The sequence below is a fragment of the Candidatus Arthromitus sp. SFB-turkey genome, from assembly GCF_001655775.1.
Lineage (GTDB): Bacteria > Bacillota > Clostridia > Clostridiales > Clostridiaceae > Dwaynesavagella > Dwaynesavagella gallinarum.
Genome location: NZ_LXFF01000016.1, coordinates 61,324 through 76,747, shown reverse-complemented (window position 1 = coordinate 76,747; position 15,424 = coordinate 61,324). Strand labels below are relative to the sequence as shown.

At 24.1% G+C, this 15,424-nt stretch carries 15 protein-coding genes and 1 pseudogene; 5 read left to right on the top strand and 11 right to left on the bottom strand.

The window, feature by feature from the left end:
• Window positions 1-4: 4 nt before the first annotated feature.
• The 5 genes from A6P36_RS03015 to A6P36_RS03005 all read right to left on the bottom strand — a co-directional run bounded on the left by A6P36_RS03015 (window position 5) and on the right by A6P36_RS03005 (window position 3,615).
• On the bottom strand, window positions 5-1,474 hold the full coding sequence (locus tag A6P36_RS03015) for a catalase (protein WP_066760853.1): 1,470 nt from the start codon (window positions 1,472-1,474) through the stop codon (window positions 5-7).
• A gap of 83 nt (window positions 1,475-1,557) precedes the next feature.
• Complete coding sequence (locus tag A6P36_RS03010; RefSeq protein ID WP_066760851.1) at window positions 1,558-1,968, bottom strand: Fur family transcriptional regulator; 411 nt, start codon at window positions 1,966-1,968, stop codon at window positions 1,558-1,560.
• A gap of 204 nt (window positions 1,969-2,172) precedes the next feature.
• A complete protein-coding gene (locus A6P36_RS08070; protein ID WP_156507964.1) occupies window positions 2,173-2,331 on the bottom strand; it encodes a hypothetical protein in 159 nt (52 codons plus the stop codon).
• 14 nt (window positions 2,332-2,345) lie between these two features.
• Window positions 2,346-2,438: a DUF4214 domain-containing protein gene (locus A6P36_RS08485; RefSeq protein ID WP_156507970.1), complete on the bottom strand. Its 93-nt coding sequence runs from the start codon at window positions 2,436-2,438 to the stop codon at window positions 2,346-2,348.
• Window positions 2,439-3,375: 937 nt separating this feature from the next.
• Window positions 3,376-3,615, bottom strand: a complete 240-nt coding sequence (locus tag A6P36_RS03005) for a phage holin family protein (protein ID WP_082917584.1) — start codon at window positions 3,613-3,615, stop codon at window positions 3,376-3,378.
• Between the two features lie 47 nt (window positions 3,616-3,662).
• Here A6P36_RS03005 and A6P36_RS08345 point away from each other — a divergent pair.
• Window positions 3,663-3,851 (top strand): annotated as a pseudogene (locus tag A6P36_RS08345) (S24 family peptidase); the annotation flags it as partial.
• 155 nt (window positions 3,852-4,006) lie between these two features.
• Here A6P36_RS08345 and A6P36_RS03000 read toward each other — a convergent pair.
• Window positions 4,007-4,825, bottom strand: coding sequence for a glycerophosphodiester phosphodiesterase family protein (locus A6P36_RS03000; protein WP_082917582.1), 819 nt, complete (start codon window positions 4,823-4,825; stop codon window positions 4,007-4,009).
• 336 nt (window positions 4,826-5,161) lie between these two features.
• Window positions 5,162-5,314, bottom strand: a complete 153-nt coding sequence (locus A6P36_RS08480; protein ID WP_197487214.1) for a DUF739 family protein — start codon at window positions 5,312-5,314, stop codon at window positions 5,162-5,164.
• Between the two features lie 348 nt (window positions 5,315-5,662).
• On the opposite strand from A6P36_RS08480, the gene A6P36_RS02995 reads away from it, so the two are divergent.
• The gene (locus A6P36_RS02995) at window positions 5,663-6,040 is read left to right on the top strand and encodes a transcriptional regulator (protein ID WP_066760961.1); all 378 of its coding nucleotides are present in this window, start codon (window positions 5,663-5,665) and stop codon (window positions 6,038-6,040) included.
• Between the two features lie 933 nt (window positions 6,041-6,973).
• On the top strand, window positions 6,974-7,138 hold the full coding sequence (locus A6P36_RS08340; RefSeq protein WP_242861636.1) for a tyrosine-type recombinase/integrase: 165 nt from the start codon (window positions 6,974-6,976) through the stop codon (window positions 7,136-7,138).
• Window positions 7,139-7,206: 68 nt separating this feature from the next.
• Here A6P36_RS08340 and rlmD read toward each other — a convergent pair whose 3' ends face one another.
• From rlmD to ppaX, 3 genes are all read right to left on the bottom strand, one after another.
• A complete protein-coding gene (rlmD, locus tag A6P36_RS02990) occupies window positions 7,207-8,550 on the bottom strand; it encodes a 23S rRNA (uracil(1939)-C(5))-methyltransferase RlmD (RefSeq protein ID WP_066760848.1) in 1,344 nt (447 codons plus the stop codon).
• 51 nt (window positions 8,551-8,601) lie between these two features.
• The gene (locus A6P36_RS02985) at window positions 8,602-9,771 is read right to left on the bottom strand and encodes an iron-containing alcohol dehydrogenase (RefSeq protein ID WP_242861635.1); all 1,170 of its coding nucleotides are present in this window, start codon (window positions 9,769-9,771) and stop codon (window positions 8,602-8,604) included.
• Between the two features lie 97 nt (window positions 9,772-9,868).
• Window positions 9,869-10,501, bottom strand: a complete 633-nt coding sequence (gene ppaX, locus A6P36_RS02980) for a pyrophosphatase PpaX (protein ID WP_066760846.1) — start codon at window positions 10,499-10,501, stop codon at window positions 9,869-9,871.
• A gap of 265 nt (window positions 10,502-10,766) precedes the next feature.
• Here ppaX and A6P36_RS02975 point away from each other — a divergent pair, with 265 nt between their 5' ends.
• Window positions 10,767-12,449 carry a methyl-accepting chemotaxis protein gene (locus A6P36_RS02975; RefSeq protein ID WP_066760844.1) on the top strand — a complete coding sequence of 561 codons (1,683 nt, stop codon included), beginning with the start codon at window positions 10,767-10,769 and terminating at the stop codon, window positions 12,447-12,449.
• 23 nt (window positions 12,450-12,472) lie between these two features.
• Window positions 12,473-14,257 carry a methyl-accepting chemotaxis protein gene (locus A6P36_RS02970; protein ID WP_066760841.1) on the top strand — a complete coding sequence of 595 codons (1,785 nt, stop codon included), beginning with the start codon at window positions 12,473-12,475 and terminating at the stop codon, window positions 14,255-14,257.
• A 25-nt stretch (window positions 14,258-14,282) separates the two neighbouring features.
• Here A6P36_RS02970 and A6P36_RS02965 read toward each other — a convergent pair whose 3' ends face one another.
• Window positions 14,283-15,422, bottom strand: a complete 1,140-nt coding sequence (locus A6P36_RS02965; protein ID WP_082917578.1) for a sodium ion-translocating decarboxylase subunit beta — start codon at window positions 15,420-15,422, stop codon at window positions 14,283-14,285.
• Between the last annotated feature and the right edge of the window lie 2 nt (window positions 15,423-15,424).

Here is a 15,424-nt window from a genome sequence, read left to right as displayed (position 1 = left end):
TGAATTATTTTATTTCATCTATAGAAATTCCTAAAACTTCTGCAATACCTTGTCCATATTCTGGGTCTGCTTTATAACAATTTGATATATGTCTTAATTTAATTTCTTTTGGAATATCGCCCATTGAACGAGCAGTATTTTCAAATAAAACTTTCTTTTGTTCTGGAGACATTAATCTAAATAATTTTCCTGGCTGAGTATAGTAATCGTTATCATCTTCCCTAAAGTTCCAGTGATCTGCAGCACCATTTAAAGCTAATGGTGGTTCTTTATATTCTGGTTGTTCTTGCCACTTACCATAACTATTAGGTTCATAACCTAAAGTACTACCAGCATTATTATTTACTCTCATTTGACCATCTCTATGATAACTATTGAATGGACATCTAGGTGCATTAACAGGAATTTGATTATGATTTACTCCAAGTCTATAACGCTGAGCATCTCCATATGAGAATAATCTTCCTTGAAGCATTTTATCAGGTGAAAAACCTATTCCAGGTACAATATTTGCAGGATTAAATGCTGACTGCTCTACTTCTGCAAAATAATTTTCAGGATTACGGTTTAATTCAAGATATCCAACTTCTATCAATGGAAAATCTTTTTTATACCAAACTTTTGTTAAATCAAAAGGATTGTATGGCATTTTTAAAGCTTGCTCTTCTGTCATTACCTGAATAAACATTTTCCAACGTGGATAATCTCCTTTTTCAATGCTTTCATATAAATCACGCTGATGTGCTTCACGGTCTTTTCCTGTTATTTTTTCTGCTTCCTCATCTGTTAACGTTTCAATTCCTTGTTGACAAACTAAATGAAATTTTACCCAAACGCGTTCATTTTTATCATTTATCATACTAAAAGTATGACTTCCAAATCCATGCATGTGTCTATAAGATAGTGGTATTCCTCTATCACTCATTGTAATTGTAACTTGATGCAACGCTTCTGGAAGTGATGTCCAAAAATCCCAATTATTTTTAGCACTTCTCATATTAGTTCTTGGATCTCTTTTAACAGCATGATTTAAATCAGGAAACTTTAGTGGATCACGAAGAAAAAATACTGGAGTATTATTACCAACTAAATCCCAATTTCCCTCTTCTGTATAAAATTTAATAGCAAATCCTCTAATATCACGTTCAACATCAGCAGCACCACGCTCACCTGCAACTGTAGAAAATCTTACAAATAAATCTGTCTTCTTACCAATTTCAGAAAATATTTTAGCCTTAGTGTATTTTGTTATATCATGCGTAACAACAAAAGTTCCATATGCTCCTGAACCTTTAGCATGCATCCTTCTTTCTGGAATTACTTCTCTATCAAAATGAGCAAGTTTTTCTAAAAACCACACATCTTGTATTAACATTGGCCCTCTTGGCCCAGCAGTCATAACATTTTGATTGTCTGCAACAGGAGCACCTGCAGCTGTAGTAAGTTTTTCTTTGTTATTATCGTTTACACCCATTCAAAATACCTCCATTCAATTTAATTTTTTTCATTTAATATTTGTAATAGTAACTAGCAGTTTCTCACGCATGATTCAATTTCTTAAATACAATCTGGACATATTCCTTTAAAATAAACACCCTTTTCTTTGATTTGAAATTTACTCAAAGCATCAGTGTGAAATTCATCTATATTGATTTCAAAATCATATATTTTTTCACATTTAGTACATTTAAAGTGTCCATGATCAAATAAAATAGCATCGTATCTTACTTCATTTTCTTCAATATAAAGACCTTTTAAAATATTTGCTTCAATAAAAAGATTTAACGTATTGTATACTGTAGTTTTTGATAGAGTTGGAATCTCTGATACCACCTCTTTGTGAATTTCGTCCACTGTTGGATGATTATTATTTTTTATCAAATATTCAAAAATCTTCATACGTTGAAAAGAAGGTTTAATATTATTTTCTACCAGATATTCTGCCAAATTCTCTATTCTATCAGTCATGAGAAACCCCTTCTCTCTTTAATAATAATTATAAATTTGTAACTATTACAATTTTATTCTAATTTTAATTTATAAAAATGTCAATAAAAAAGAGATGAATTTCTTCATCTCTTTCCTTTAATCATATCTTCTAAATCATTTTTAAACTTATGCCATTTTTCATAATTATTACCACTGAACATAAAGGTACTTTTATAAGTCTTTCTAAAATCTCTCTCTATTAATACACATTTCTATTCTCATATTATTTTCATTTATAATAGCTACACCTTTTCCGTATCCACAATTCCAAAATTTATCTAAATATTTTAAACTATTAATATCTATACCATATTTCTCATTAAATTCTTGACTATTCCCCATTACCTTACATAATCTCAATAAGTTAATTCTAAGTTTAATTGTTCATTGCAATAATTAAACCCTTCACTATCTGCTTCTCTGTTAAACAAATTTTTATATAAAAAAATTTATCATTCTTCTATAATCTTTTTTGTTCTTTATCTATCTGCTTTAAATCTTCCTTAAATTTATTCCACTTTCCGTTCTCTTCGAAAAATTATATTTAATTAATTTTTCATTTATTTTTATCTCTTACATAAACACCTCCAATATTTTATAATCAAATTGAATACAATATTTTAAATATTTAGTTGAATTTCTCATTCATAGAAAATTAAACAAATACATAATGTAAGGCGTATTGAATTAATACCCCCTTTTTGATTTAAAATTAAAAAATATTATAAAATAAATAAATAATTTATATTAAGACCTATATTTATAATAAAATTCAAATAAACTCACAAAACAAACAAAGTGTTCTTAAACACTATTTTTAAAAATTAATGTATAATAATATTATAAATAGTTAATACTTTTGATGTTAATTCTGCTTTTCTATTAAACCTTATTTAGATTAAACTAAATAGGGTTTTTAGTTTAGTTTATTTTTTATTATAAAAATTCCTTCTTAATTAAGACAATTAATTTACATTATTATCAAACTTACAAGTTAAATTCTTGTTTTGCTGTTTTATATTTTTAATTCAAACAATGGAGATTTAATTTTCCATTGTTTTCTTTTTATAAATTTACTTTGTAATATTTAAAGACAATATATTACAATATAGTTGCATAATTTAAATACGTATTTTTAAATTTTTCATAATTAACCTATAAAAAGAGAGTATTTTCTAACTCTCTTTTTATTTTTATAGATTTATTTTGTTATATAAACATCCAAAAAAAATGTTATAATTACAATAATATATACTTTATTAAATTTAATAACTGTTTAGAAAATATTAAGTTTTTGAATATTTTTGTTAGCTCCTTTAAAAGTTTAAGGAGCTTTTTAGTTTGCATAAAAATAACCTCCTTTCTTTTAACCTTAAAGAAAAGAGGTTATTTTTTATTTTTATTTCTTAGCTCTATATTATCTAAGAATTCTATAGACCGAGTAAACACATCTGGTATTTTGAGTCCTGCAAGTCTAGAATTCTCTACTATGCTTAAACTCTCATTTATCATAAATGCTATAATTGATATATCTTTTATATACTCAAATCTTATTTCACTTAATACCAAGTAATCGTCTATTATTGCTCCTAGTCCTACAGTATTATTAAATAAGATCAAAAACATCGTAGAATTTTTAAATGTTTCTTATCTAATGTGAATTCTTTGCATTACGTATAAAAGGTAACTCTATGTCTGCTATTATGAAAGAAAGCAATATTGTAATCGTCCAAAGTAATAATAAACCAAAAAACATTGTTATAATTTGTGTTAATGGTGATGAAGCTACTTATAAAAAATTAATCAAACATAAAGATGGTATAAACTATATCAAATTCAAAATACTAACCTATGTAATATAGATAAAAAATATATTATAGAAAAACATATATCTATAATTAGAAAAAGCATGGATTTCAAAGAATATTTTAAAAAACCACTTGATATTTTATCAAGTGGTTTTTTTCACTATAATATTTTCTATTTATTTTAGTAATTTCACCTTAAAAATAAAATTCTATTCTTTTTGCAACATATTATAATCAAATATAACATTACTTGCTTTACTAATAGCATAATTCATTTCACTTTCATTTTTTATTGTCCATAATATAACAGGAATACTATCTTTTATTAAATTAAAAGATAAATTATTAGATGAACCTAATTCATATGCCACTATATGAGGTCTACTTAAAAAATTCAATAATAAATTTTTTAAAATAAACTTTTTATACCATTCCAATTTTTCATTTGAAAAATCACCAGACAATTGACATCTAATTACATTAGGAGCATTTTCTTTTAACCAACGTAATATAAAAGGATTAAAACTTTGTATTACATATTCTCCACTATAATCTTTTAAAATTTCATAAACTTCTTCTACTACTTGAATATCATTAATATCTGTACTTTTTATCTCTATAAATATAGGTACCCTACCATCAATAACATCCAAAGCTTCTTTTAACAATGGTATTTTTTCATTTGTATTATTTATCCTTAAATTTTCAACTTCATAATAAGTAGTATCTTTTACTTCTTTGTCCAATCCAGTAAGCCTCTTAAAATTATCATCGTGAAAAACAATAACTTTATTATCTCTGGTAAGCATTACATCAAATTCTATTATGTAATTCTCTTCTATTGCTTTTTCAAAAGCTCCTAAGGAATTTTCTGGAATTATATCTGTAAACGCTCCCCTATGTACAATTTTATTAGCCATAAAAACTTGCATATCACCAACATATATTGAACCTTTTATTAAATATAAATATAAACAAATACTTAATACAAATGTAGTTATAAACATAATTATAAATTTTAATTTCATATAATAATTACCTATCAAAATATAAATTAGATGTTATTTTCAAATAGATCTTTAATATTAATAATATTAACATTTTGTTAATTATTTTTCAACATATTAGGATTAAAATTAAAAATTATAACAGACCCTAATTAATGTGATAATATACTAAAATAAATAATAGCTATAATTAATTTACAAATGAAAATAACTATAAATCAAAATATATTTCAAAAAACAAAATTGTTAATAAAACTATTTGAAATATTTAGAACTTAAAATGATTGATAAAAAAAGAAGTAATATATTAACGTATAATAATTATTATTTTTTGCTTCCTCTTTTTCCAATCTTTTTTTATTTATTATTAATAAATATAGTTAAAAATTTTGAACTTCTTAGAGTAAAAAAATAATCAGTAACTTCCTTATTATCAATACTTAAAACTTGTATTGCTTTACTGATTTCATGCTGTTTAAATGCAGTTTTATTATTTAATCTCGAAGATATTGTTTTTTTGAGAAAGACCCATTAAAAAAGCAAACTTACCTTGAGTTTTACATTTCTCTACTATCCTTCAATTTAATTTTGAATAGTCAAACTTCAATAACAACCTCTCCCTTTCTTTCCTATATAAAAGTTCAAATTATCGAACTAATTAAAGTATATCAAATCTACATAATTTTTTTCAATATATTACTAATTTTTGACATCTTAGTTAAAAATTTTGAATTCTAATAACAATATATAAGATATAGTTAATTTTATTGAACTTTTAAATATATTAAATTAAAATATTACAAAAAGGTGGTGATAAAAATTAGAATTTCTAATACTAAAGAACGTCTAAAACAAATTATGGAAACAAAAAAACTTAAACAAATAGATATATTAAATTTAACCAAACCTATTTCTACAAAATATAAAATAAAGTTAAATAAATCAGATCTTAGCCAATATTTATCAGGTAAAGTTGAACCAAATCAGCATAAACTCTTTATTTTAAGTGAAGCTTTAAATGTAAATGTTGTTTGGTTAATGGGGTATGACATAACCATGGAAAAATTAAATAATGACATAAATTATAATATTGATTTAATTATAAAAAACAAATATGGAGAAGACTGTCTAAAAACTATAAAACTATATAGTAAATTAGATCACTACGATAGAGGAGAAATAAGAGGAGAAATCAAGCATATGTTAAAATCAAAAAAATATTCAACAATAAAATAAATTAAAAAAATGTAAAATTTATTAAAAGGAGAATAAACAAATGACTGATAGAATTAAAAAGCAGAGAAACAAATTATATTACTCGTTTGAATCAGATAGGATCAACAGAAAAAATAGAATGGGTTTGTAATAAAACTAAAAGAAAGAAGCCGAAACAGATTTAAAGAAAGCTTTAAAAGAATATAATCAAAATGGATAACATTTAAATACAAATGATATATCCATATCTGATTATATAAATTATCAGCATAAAAATTATGTTTTAATTAATTATAAATATAATACTCAATAATGTTATAAAAACATAACAGAAAACCATATAGAACCAAATCTCGGTATTTATAAATTAAAAATCATTATCTCCAAGTTTGTTACAAAAATTTATAAATAAAAAATTTTTAACAGGTATAAGTAAAAATCACTTGATAAATATAACACCTTTATTAAATTATTCTTTAAATACGCTGTTTATCCTTCTAAATTTATTAAAGAAAATCTTATACAATAATAAATTTACGGAATATGAATGTTATAAAACTCAAACAAATAATAACCAAATTTTCATTTGGTTCAACTTTAATCTACCTATCTTAATTGAATATTATACTAGATATAGAATTGGAGAAGTACCCACTTTAACATGAAATGACATTGATTTTATAAATAATATAATAAATATAAATAAAATTATTTACCAAAAACAAACTCAATAGTATTTTATCTCTACAAAAAACCAAGCCATCAAAATATAGTGAAATATTACATAAATCAATATAAAAAATAACCTAATAATTTCCACTCATCTTAATTTACCCTCACCAAAAGTTAACATGGTTTGTATAAAAGAGAATGGCCAATTACAACTCCTAATTCATCCATTACGCATAGAAAATAATAAACTATAAACTAAATATTATCTTTAATTTCCACTCATTGAGAAATACTCATGCAGCTATATTAATTGAAAATAACGCAAATATTAAATATGTTCAATATAAATTAAATCATAACAACATACAAACAACTTTAAGTACATATACTCGTGCTACAAAAAAATGTCTGAAAAATATGTTGAGATATTTAAAAATTTATCTTTGACAACCGTGTAAAAATTATGCAAACAAATGGTATATTTTCAATATACTATTCCATTTAAAAACCAACTTTTACTTATACAAAACAACTATAGTTTCTAAATGATATGTATTTGGAAACATATCCACTCCCTGTATACTTTTAACTTTGTATCCATACTCTAAAAAGATTTTTAAATCTTCAACTAAAGTTTTGGGATTACATGAAACATAAATAATATTTTCTACATTAAACTTACAAATGTTTCTTACTCCCTTTTCCATAATCCCAGCTCTTGGAGGATCAACAACAATAAAAGATATTTTATCTTTTATGTTCTTAACAACTTCAGCTACATCTCCTTCTATAAATTCACAATCAAGATTATTAAGTTTTGCATTTTCTCTCGCCATAATTACAGCATCTTTTACAATTTCAATTCCTATAACTTTATTTTTAGATCCATGACTTAAAATTTGTCCAATTGTTCCAGTTCCACAATAAAGATCAAGAATTGTTCCCTCATCATTTTTAATATTCTCTTTAACTTTTCCATATAAAACTTTCATGCCCTCAGTATTAGTTTGAAAAAATGAAAATAAATTTATTTTAAATTTCAATCCAAACAATTCTTCATATATGTAATCATTACCATAAATAATATCAATTTTCTTAGGATCTATAGCATCGCTTAAAGAATCAGATACTACATGAATTATCCCACCAACTTTTTTATTTAAATCTAAGTTTAAAATTTCATTTTTGAAATTATTTAAATCTATATTTTCTTGACTTGAAGTTACAAGACAAATTATTAATTCTTCTTTTCCATCTCTTAAAATTAAATTTCTCAAATATCCCTTATGATTTTTCAATTTATACGCTTGTACATTTAGTCTTCTAAAATAATCCACTGTTACTCTCATTATTTTTCTAAAATCTTGATTTACTAAATGACAATCATATGTAGGAACAACCCCAAATGGATTTCCTTTCTTATGTAACCCTAATTCTAATGGACCATCTTTAAATTCATCTCCAAAAGAAAATTCCATTTTATTTCTATATTCAAACTGACTTGGGGCCTTTATTGTACCTAAAAATTTTTCATAATTTATATTTTCATCTCTTAATAAATTTATTAATGCCTCTTCCTTAAATTTAATTTGATTTTCATAATTTAAATTTAAATATGTACATCCTCCACACTGACCAAACTTTTCACAAACAGGCATTATTGAAATTGGAGATTCTTTAATTCTTTCAACAATTTTACAAATTCTTTTTCCTGACTTTATTTTTATAAAACGTACTTTTAATTTTTCAAAAGGTATAGAACCTTTAACAAAATATTTTTCACCTTGAAATTCTCCAAATGCTTCTCCACTAAAATTAATTCCAATTATTTCTAATTCAAATATTTCTCCCTTTTTCAATTTTTCTACCTCACTAAACAAAAAAATGATATAGAAAAACTATATCATTTTTTAACCATTTACACCATCTAAATAATACTCAAAAAGTCTATTATTAAATTCCTCATTAAAATTAAGAGATCTATACTTTTCAACCATTTTATGTTTGAATAAAAAATTCAAAGCCACTCTTTTTACTTTATCTAAAATTTGATTATTAAGTTTATAAAATTTCAAATTATCCTTAGCACCATATCTCTTTTTTACAGATTTAATAAATTCTTCATATCCCATCTTTTTACTACAAACATTAAAATATTTACTCAAATAAAAAAGCGAATACTTTTTGTTTATTTCACTTAGTAAAAATTCAATTCCAAGTGAATCAATTGTATTTCTAGGAATAGAAAAAACACTTTCAATTAAACTTCCATACAAATACAAAATTCCATATCCTGTATTGTCTATTATTTTTGAAACCTCAATACTGTATTTTAAAATTTTCTCACGAAAAAATAAACTATCTCCAAATTTTTCTCCATTTTCTAGAAGATTTGTTAATTCACGCAAAATATTCTTACATTCTTCTTTAACATCTTCACCTACATTATCATTCAAAACAATATCAACTAAATTGGCTATTGTTGAAAATATGTAATACATAACATATTCAATTGGTAATAATTTAGAAATTTTACAATCTAAAACTATTTTATCTATTTTAGCCATAGAATCCTCAAAAATTGTTACCTGAGAAAATTCCTCATCTATAAGCCTAAAATATTTATGAACTTCACTACATCCACCTGTTGTTGGAATAAATATTGTTTCCTTCAGTTTATCATAAGTTAAATATTTTTTATTTGCTTCAAGTTCAACTAAAGTATTTATATTTCTATTATTATAAAAAACATTTACAGCCTTCAAAAGTTCACCTAAAAAATCTTCACCAATAGCAATAATCGTATCAACACCGTGCTTTTGCATGAAATTAACTATATCAAATACATTTTTCATTGTTTGATTACAATTTAAAACCTTAAAATTATGAATACGGGTATTAGAAGATTTAAGTTTTAAAATCAAATCATTCAGTATTAAATTTTCTACATCAAAGTCATAAGTCATAAACATTAAAACTCTATCTGATAAATCTACTTCTCTAAGAAATTCTTCATAGCTATTAAAAATAGTTTGCTGTTTAAAAGAAATCAAATTTGTATTCATATTTATTCCTTTCATATTAAAACTCACTATTAATATTAACTATTTGATTTTAATTTATTAATAAAAAATTACTATCCTATTAAAAAATAAGATAGTAATTTTTTCAAATTTTCTATACAGCTTGTACTATATCCAAGATTTCTATTAAATCATCAATATAATAATCCGCTTTCATTTCTAAAAGTTTATCTTTCATAAAACTATAGCAAACCCCACAAGTTTTACTTCCTGCATTTCTTCCACTCATAATGTCATATATGGAATCTCCAACCATTATAGAATTTTTAGGAGAAACTTCTAAAATTTCACACGCCTTCAAAACTGGTTCTGGATGAGGTTTATGATTTTCAACTTCATCACTGCTTACTAAAACTTCAAAATAATCTAATATTTTCAAATATTTTAACCCTCTCAAGGCCGTACTTCTATTTTTTGAAGTTACTATCGCTAATTTATATCCTTTGTTTTTTAAATTTTCAAGCATTTCACTAGCATTTTTATAAGAGGAAATTCTATCATCATGATATTTTAAATTAAACTCTCTATAAATTTCTACAGCCTCATCCGCATCATCAAAAAATTTATTCATTGTTTCATGTAGAGGCTCCCCAAAACAACTTATAATTTTTTCTCTCGTTGGAACCGGTTTCTTTAAAACCTCAAACGTGTGCTTAAACGAATCTATAATTAATTCATTCGTATCTATAAGTGTACCATCTAAATCAAATAAAACTGCATTTAACATACAAAACCTCCTCCATTTTCACTAATCTATATAAAATTCTATCATTATATATTTTCAAAAACAATAAAACTTTAAATTTTTTAATACTAAGTAGACTTTTGGTACATAATAAAACACAAAGAATTTTTAAAATGTACCAAATTATATTTCACAATTAAATTTATCGTTTAAATTTATCGTTTTGAAGTAAAACTAACCTAAGGGGGTTATTATCATACAAAAAATACTCTTTAAAAATTTAAAATCAAAAACACTATTTCGGACAATGTTAATTCAAAAAATTGGAATTATAGCAATAATAACATTATTTTCAATTTTTGTATATCTAAACATTGTTATCACTACATCAAATAATGTTTTAATTAATTATTATGAAGATGTTTTATATAATTTAGCTTCGAGTTTCGACTATAAATTAACTTACGATTTTTTAGAAACTCCAACAAAATCAAGCCCCGTTTTTAAAGATATAAGATCATATCTCTCAGAATTTTCAGACAACTTGGGAATTGATGACGTATATTTGTCAACAATTAACTTAATTGATAATAAAGAGGTGCTACTTGTACACGGTAGCAATGTTAATTTTAAAATTGGAGATACTATCGATTCAAAATTTGGATTAGAAGCCTATAACTCTAAACAAATGATATCTGGAAATGTAAAAGATAATAATTCAAATTATTATAGTTTTTATTCTCCTATTTTAAATGAAGCTGGAAATGTTTTAGCTCTTGTAGCTTTCAATATTACAGAAAATACATTTATAAAATTAACATTAGGTAAATTTATCAAAACAGTTTGTATATTACTCTTATTAAATGTTTTTTTAACAATATTTTACATATACATCGCAACATTAGGTCTTTGGAAAATTTTAAAACCAATCTATATAATCAAAAACGAAGTTTTAAATATTTCAAATAAAATTTTAGCAGTAAATAAAAATATATCATTTTCTACTCATGAATTTAATGTAATTCAAAAATTGTTTGTTAAATCAATATCTCTGATAAATAATTTTATACTTAGTCTTATAATCTACCTTGAATATATAAAATTTTCAATTTCGAAAGTAAAAATAAGCTCTCTTGAAATGGTAAATAAAATTAAATCAACTATAACCTATATATCAAAAGTTTCAAAATCAAATGAAAATGTAAATAAAGAAGTATTTAATTTGAAAAATAAAATGCAAATTTTTTCAGATGATATAAACTTAATAACCAGTGAAATTAAAAATATACTCGAATCAAATATAACTGCTATAAATATTTGTCAAAACAATAATGAATTTTTAAATGAATTCTTAATAGAAATCTCTATCTTAATTAAAAAATTTAAGACTGAACAAACAGAATGTAGAAATCTTACAATTTTATCAAATAAAATAAATGATATTTTAGAAAACATTTTAACAATAACAAATGAAACTAAACTTCTTTCTTTGAATGCATCCATAGTTGCAATATCTGCTGGAGAACATGGAAAAAGTTTTGGAGTTATAGCAAAAGAAGTTGGAGAATTATCACAAAATATAATAAAATCCACCGGATATATTCAACAAACACTGGTAAAAATAAGCAACACTATAAATCTATTAAATAAAGAATCCATTGAAATATTTGAATCATTTAAAAAGCACTCAGAAAAATCAAAAATATTTTCATCAAATTTATCTGAAATATATAATTCCATTAAAAACATAACTATTGTTTTAAAGGACATATCTTTTTCATCAGAAAAACTCAATAACAAAAATGAAATAATTTTAGAAAATGTAACATTTTTAAGTTCAAACTCTTCATCTAATCTTAATTCCATAAAGCAAATAGAAAACCTAATAACAAAAGTTAATGATAATGCTTTAACATTTAGAAAAAGTTTTGAAGATTTAGATGACAATATAAACCAAATAAAATTCGAATTAAATCAATTCAAATTATAATTTTATAAAATGGAGTAGTATTCATGAAAGATTTTATATTTAATCAAGACTTTCTTCAAAAAAACTATACACTGAAAAGGAATTCCATAAAAATTAAAATTTTTTCAATTCATATTTTAATATTATTGCTTTTATTTTTATTTTTCTTATTAAGCTCAATATTTTTACTAAATACAACCGCCAGAAATACATTAGAAACCTATGGTCAAGTAATATCAAATAATTATATTAAAAAATTTGACATAGAGTCATATTTAGATTTTTTAAAAAATCCCACTCAAGAAAATGCCAACTTTGAAAAATGTTTAAACTCTTTAAAAAATCTAAAAAAAATGGTAAATGCCGTTTATGTATATACAATTAAACTGGATGAAAATAATAATGAAATCATGCTTATCGACGCTACAGATGGAGAATTATTTTTACCTCCAGGATATGTATTAAGAGATAAACCGACAGCTATAGTTAAGGAAACCTATAAAAAGAAAAAATTTATAAGAGCACAATATGTAAGTAACTCTTGGGGAGAATATTATTCATTTTATTCACCAATATTAGACTCAAATAACAATATAATAAGTTTGATCGGTATAGATTTAGATACAAAAGCTCTAAACAAAATAACAAGTGAAGAAAAAAATGCCATACTATCATTCATAACAAAATTTTCACTTATACTATACGGTTTTTCTTTAATTATTACAGGATTTTCAATATCAAAATTAATGCAACCAATAAGATCAATCAAATCTTTTTTGAGAGTAATTTCTAAAGGAAATCTATCTGAAAAATTTAGTTACTCTCAACACTCAAATGAATTTTCATATATACAAAATTTATTTATAGATATGATTGAAAATATAAAGAAAATTTTAAAATCAATTATAACGACATCACAAAAAATAGATTCAACTTTTTTAGAAGTAGAGAACAAAAAAACAGACATAATAACAAAAATTTTAGATATAAACTCATTAACATTTAACATATCAAAATCAAACGAAAAAATATTTTTAAATACAAATAATGTAAAAGATGAAATTTTTTCATTTAATTTATCAATAAACAAAATGTCTAATAAAATTCATAACGTAAAAGAAATTAGTCATAGTACTCAAAAAATATGTACAGAAAATACTGAAAACATTCAATCTTTTATTTTGGAAATTTCTCCGTTAATACAAAAATTTGAAAACTTCAAATCAAATACAATACTTTTAAATGAACTTTCTACTGAAATAAAACAAATCTTAAAAGAAATTCATGAAATCGCAAACCAAACAAAACTATTATCATTAAATGCTTCAATTGTAGCTGCATCAGCCGGTGAACATGGAGATGGTTTTGCAGTAGTTGCACGTGAAATAGGAGAACTTTCATACAAAACAAGTCAATCAGTATCGCATATACAAGATACTCTTGCAACAATTATTAAAACAATTTTTTTCATAAATACTGAAACAATCGATACATCAAACATATTTAAAGAACATGCTATAAAATCATCTATGTTTTCAAAAAATCTAAAAACTATAAACGAACTTATTTTAAAATCATCTACTTCATTAGAAAATATATCTTTAAAATCAAAAGAACTAACCGAAAAAAATAATTTAATACTAACATCCATTAAATACATTCATGATGAATCAAAATCAAATAATTCTATATTAAAATCAATATCAAATTCTACAAATAAACTATCTGAATTATCTTCACACTTCAGAATAGAATTCGAAAAAATAAATCGATATATAAGAAATATACGTAATTCATATAAAGTATTTAAAATAAAAAAAGAAGAGTAGATAAATCTACTCTTCTTTTTTCATATCATCCAAAAATTGAAAGCAATATTCCCGCAGCAACTGCAGACCCTATAACTCCTGAAACATTTGGACCCATTGCATGCATAAGTAAAAAATTTGAGGAATCCTCTTCTAACCCCATTTTATGAACAACTCTTGCTGCCATTGGTACCGCACTAACACCTGCAGCACCGATCATTGGATTTACTTTTCCTCTTGTTAAAACACACATTAATTTACCAAATAATACACCAAAAACAGTCCCAAATATAAACGCTACAAGTCCCAAAATTATTATTTTAATCGTTGCTAACTGAAGAAAACTTTCTGCTGTTGCGGTAGCTCCTACAGTCAACCCAATAAAAACGGTTACAATAAATAATAACGCATTTTTTACATTTTCAACAATTTGCGGAACAACTCCACTTTCTTTTATTAAATTTCCAAACATAAGCATTCCAATTAACGTTGCAGAACTTGGGATAATCAATATAGTTAATGATGCTACAACTATAGGAAATATTATTTTTTCCCGTTGAGATACTTCCCTAAGCTGTATCATTTTTATCTTTCTCTCTTTTTTTGTTGTAAGTAATTTTATAACTGGTGGTTGAATAACTGGAATAAGTGCCATGTAAGAATACGCTGCAATAGCAATTGAACCCAATTGATGGGGAGCAAGTTTACTAGTTAAATATATAGCAGTTGGTCCGTCAGCCCCTCCAATTATTCCAATAGAAGCAGCTTCAAGGGCATTAAATCCTAAAAATATTGCAATTAAAAAAGCTACAAAAATACCTATTTGAGCAGCTGCTCCTAATAAAAAATTTTTAGGATTTGCAATTAGAGGACCGAAATCAATAGATGCTCCTATTGACATAAAAATTAACGGAGGAAATATACCAAATTTTACACCTTTATATAAATTATATAAAAGTCCACCTTCATCCATTATTCCTTCTCCTCTAACAAATGGAAAATTAACAATAAACATACCAAAAGCAATTGGCAAAAGTAGATATGGTTCATACTTCTTAAATATAGCTAAATACATAAAAATTAAAGAAATTGCTATCATTATTAAATTTTTAGGATTGTTCATCAAAAGCTTTATACCAGAATTATCATATAAATCATACATCATTTCTAAAAAATTAATACTCAAAT

Bases quoted from the DNA above. Each gene is read 5' to 3' on its own strand.
- A6P36_RS02995 (WP_066760961.1), top strand. From the start codon at position 5,663: ATGGAAACAAAAAAACTTAAACAAATAGATATATTAAATTTAACCAAA.
- A6P36_RS02975 (WP_066760844.1), top strand. From the start codon at position 10,767: ATGTTAATTCAAAAAATTGGAATTATAGCAATAATAACATTATTTTCA.
- A6P36_RS03015 (WP_066760853.1), bottom strand. From the start codon at position 1,474: ATGGGTGTAAACGATAATAACAAAGAAAAACTTACTACAGCTGCAGGT.
- A6P36_RS02985 (WP_242861635.1), bottom strand. From the start codon at position 9,771: ATGAAAGGAATAAATATGAATACAAATTTGATTTCTTTTAAACAGCAA.
- A6P36_RS03005 (WP_082917584.1), bottom strand. From the start codon at position 3,615: ATGTTTTTGATCTTATTTAATAATACTGTAGGACTAGGAGCAATAATA.
- ppaX (WP_066760846.1), bottom strand. From the start codon at position 10,501: ATGTTAAATGCAGTTTTATTTGATTTAGATGGTACACTTATAGATACG.
- A6P36_RS02970 (WP_066760841.1), top strand. From the start codon at position 12,473: ATGAAAGATTTTATATTTAATCAAGACTTTCTTCAAAAAAACTATACA.
- A6P36_RS03010 (WP_066760851.1), bottom strand. From the start codon at position 1,968: ATGACTGATAGAATAGAGAATTTGGCAGAATATCTGGTAGAAAATAAT.
- A6P36_RS03000 (WP_082917582.1), bottom strand. From the start codon at position 4,825: ATGAAATTAAAATTTATAATTATGTTTATAACTACATTTGTATTAAGT.
- A6P36_RS08070 (WP_156507964.1), bottom strand. From the start codon at position 2,331: ATGGGGAATAGTCAAGAATTTAATGAGAAATATGGTATAGATATTAAT.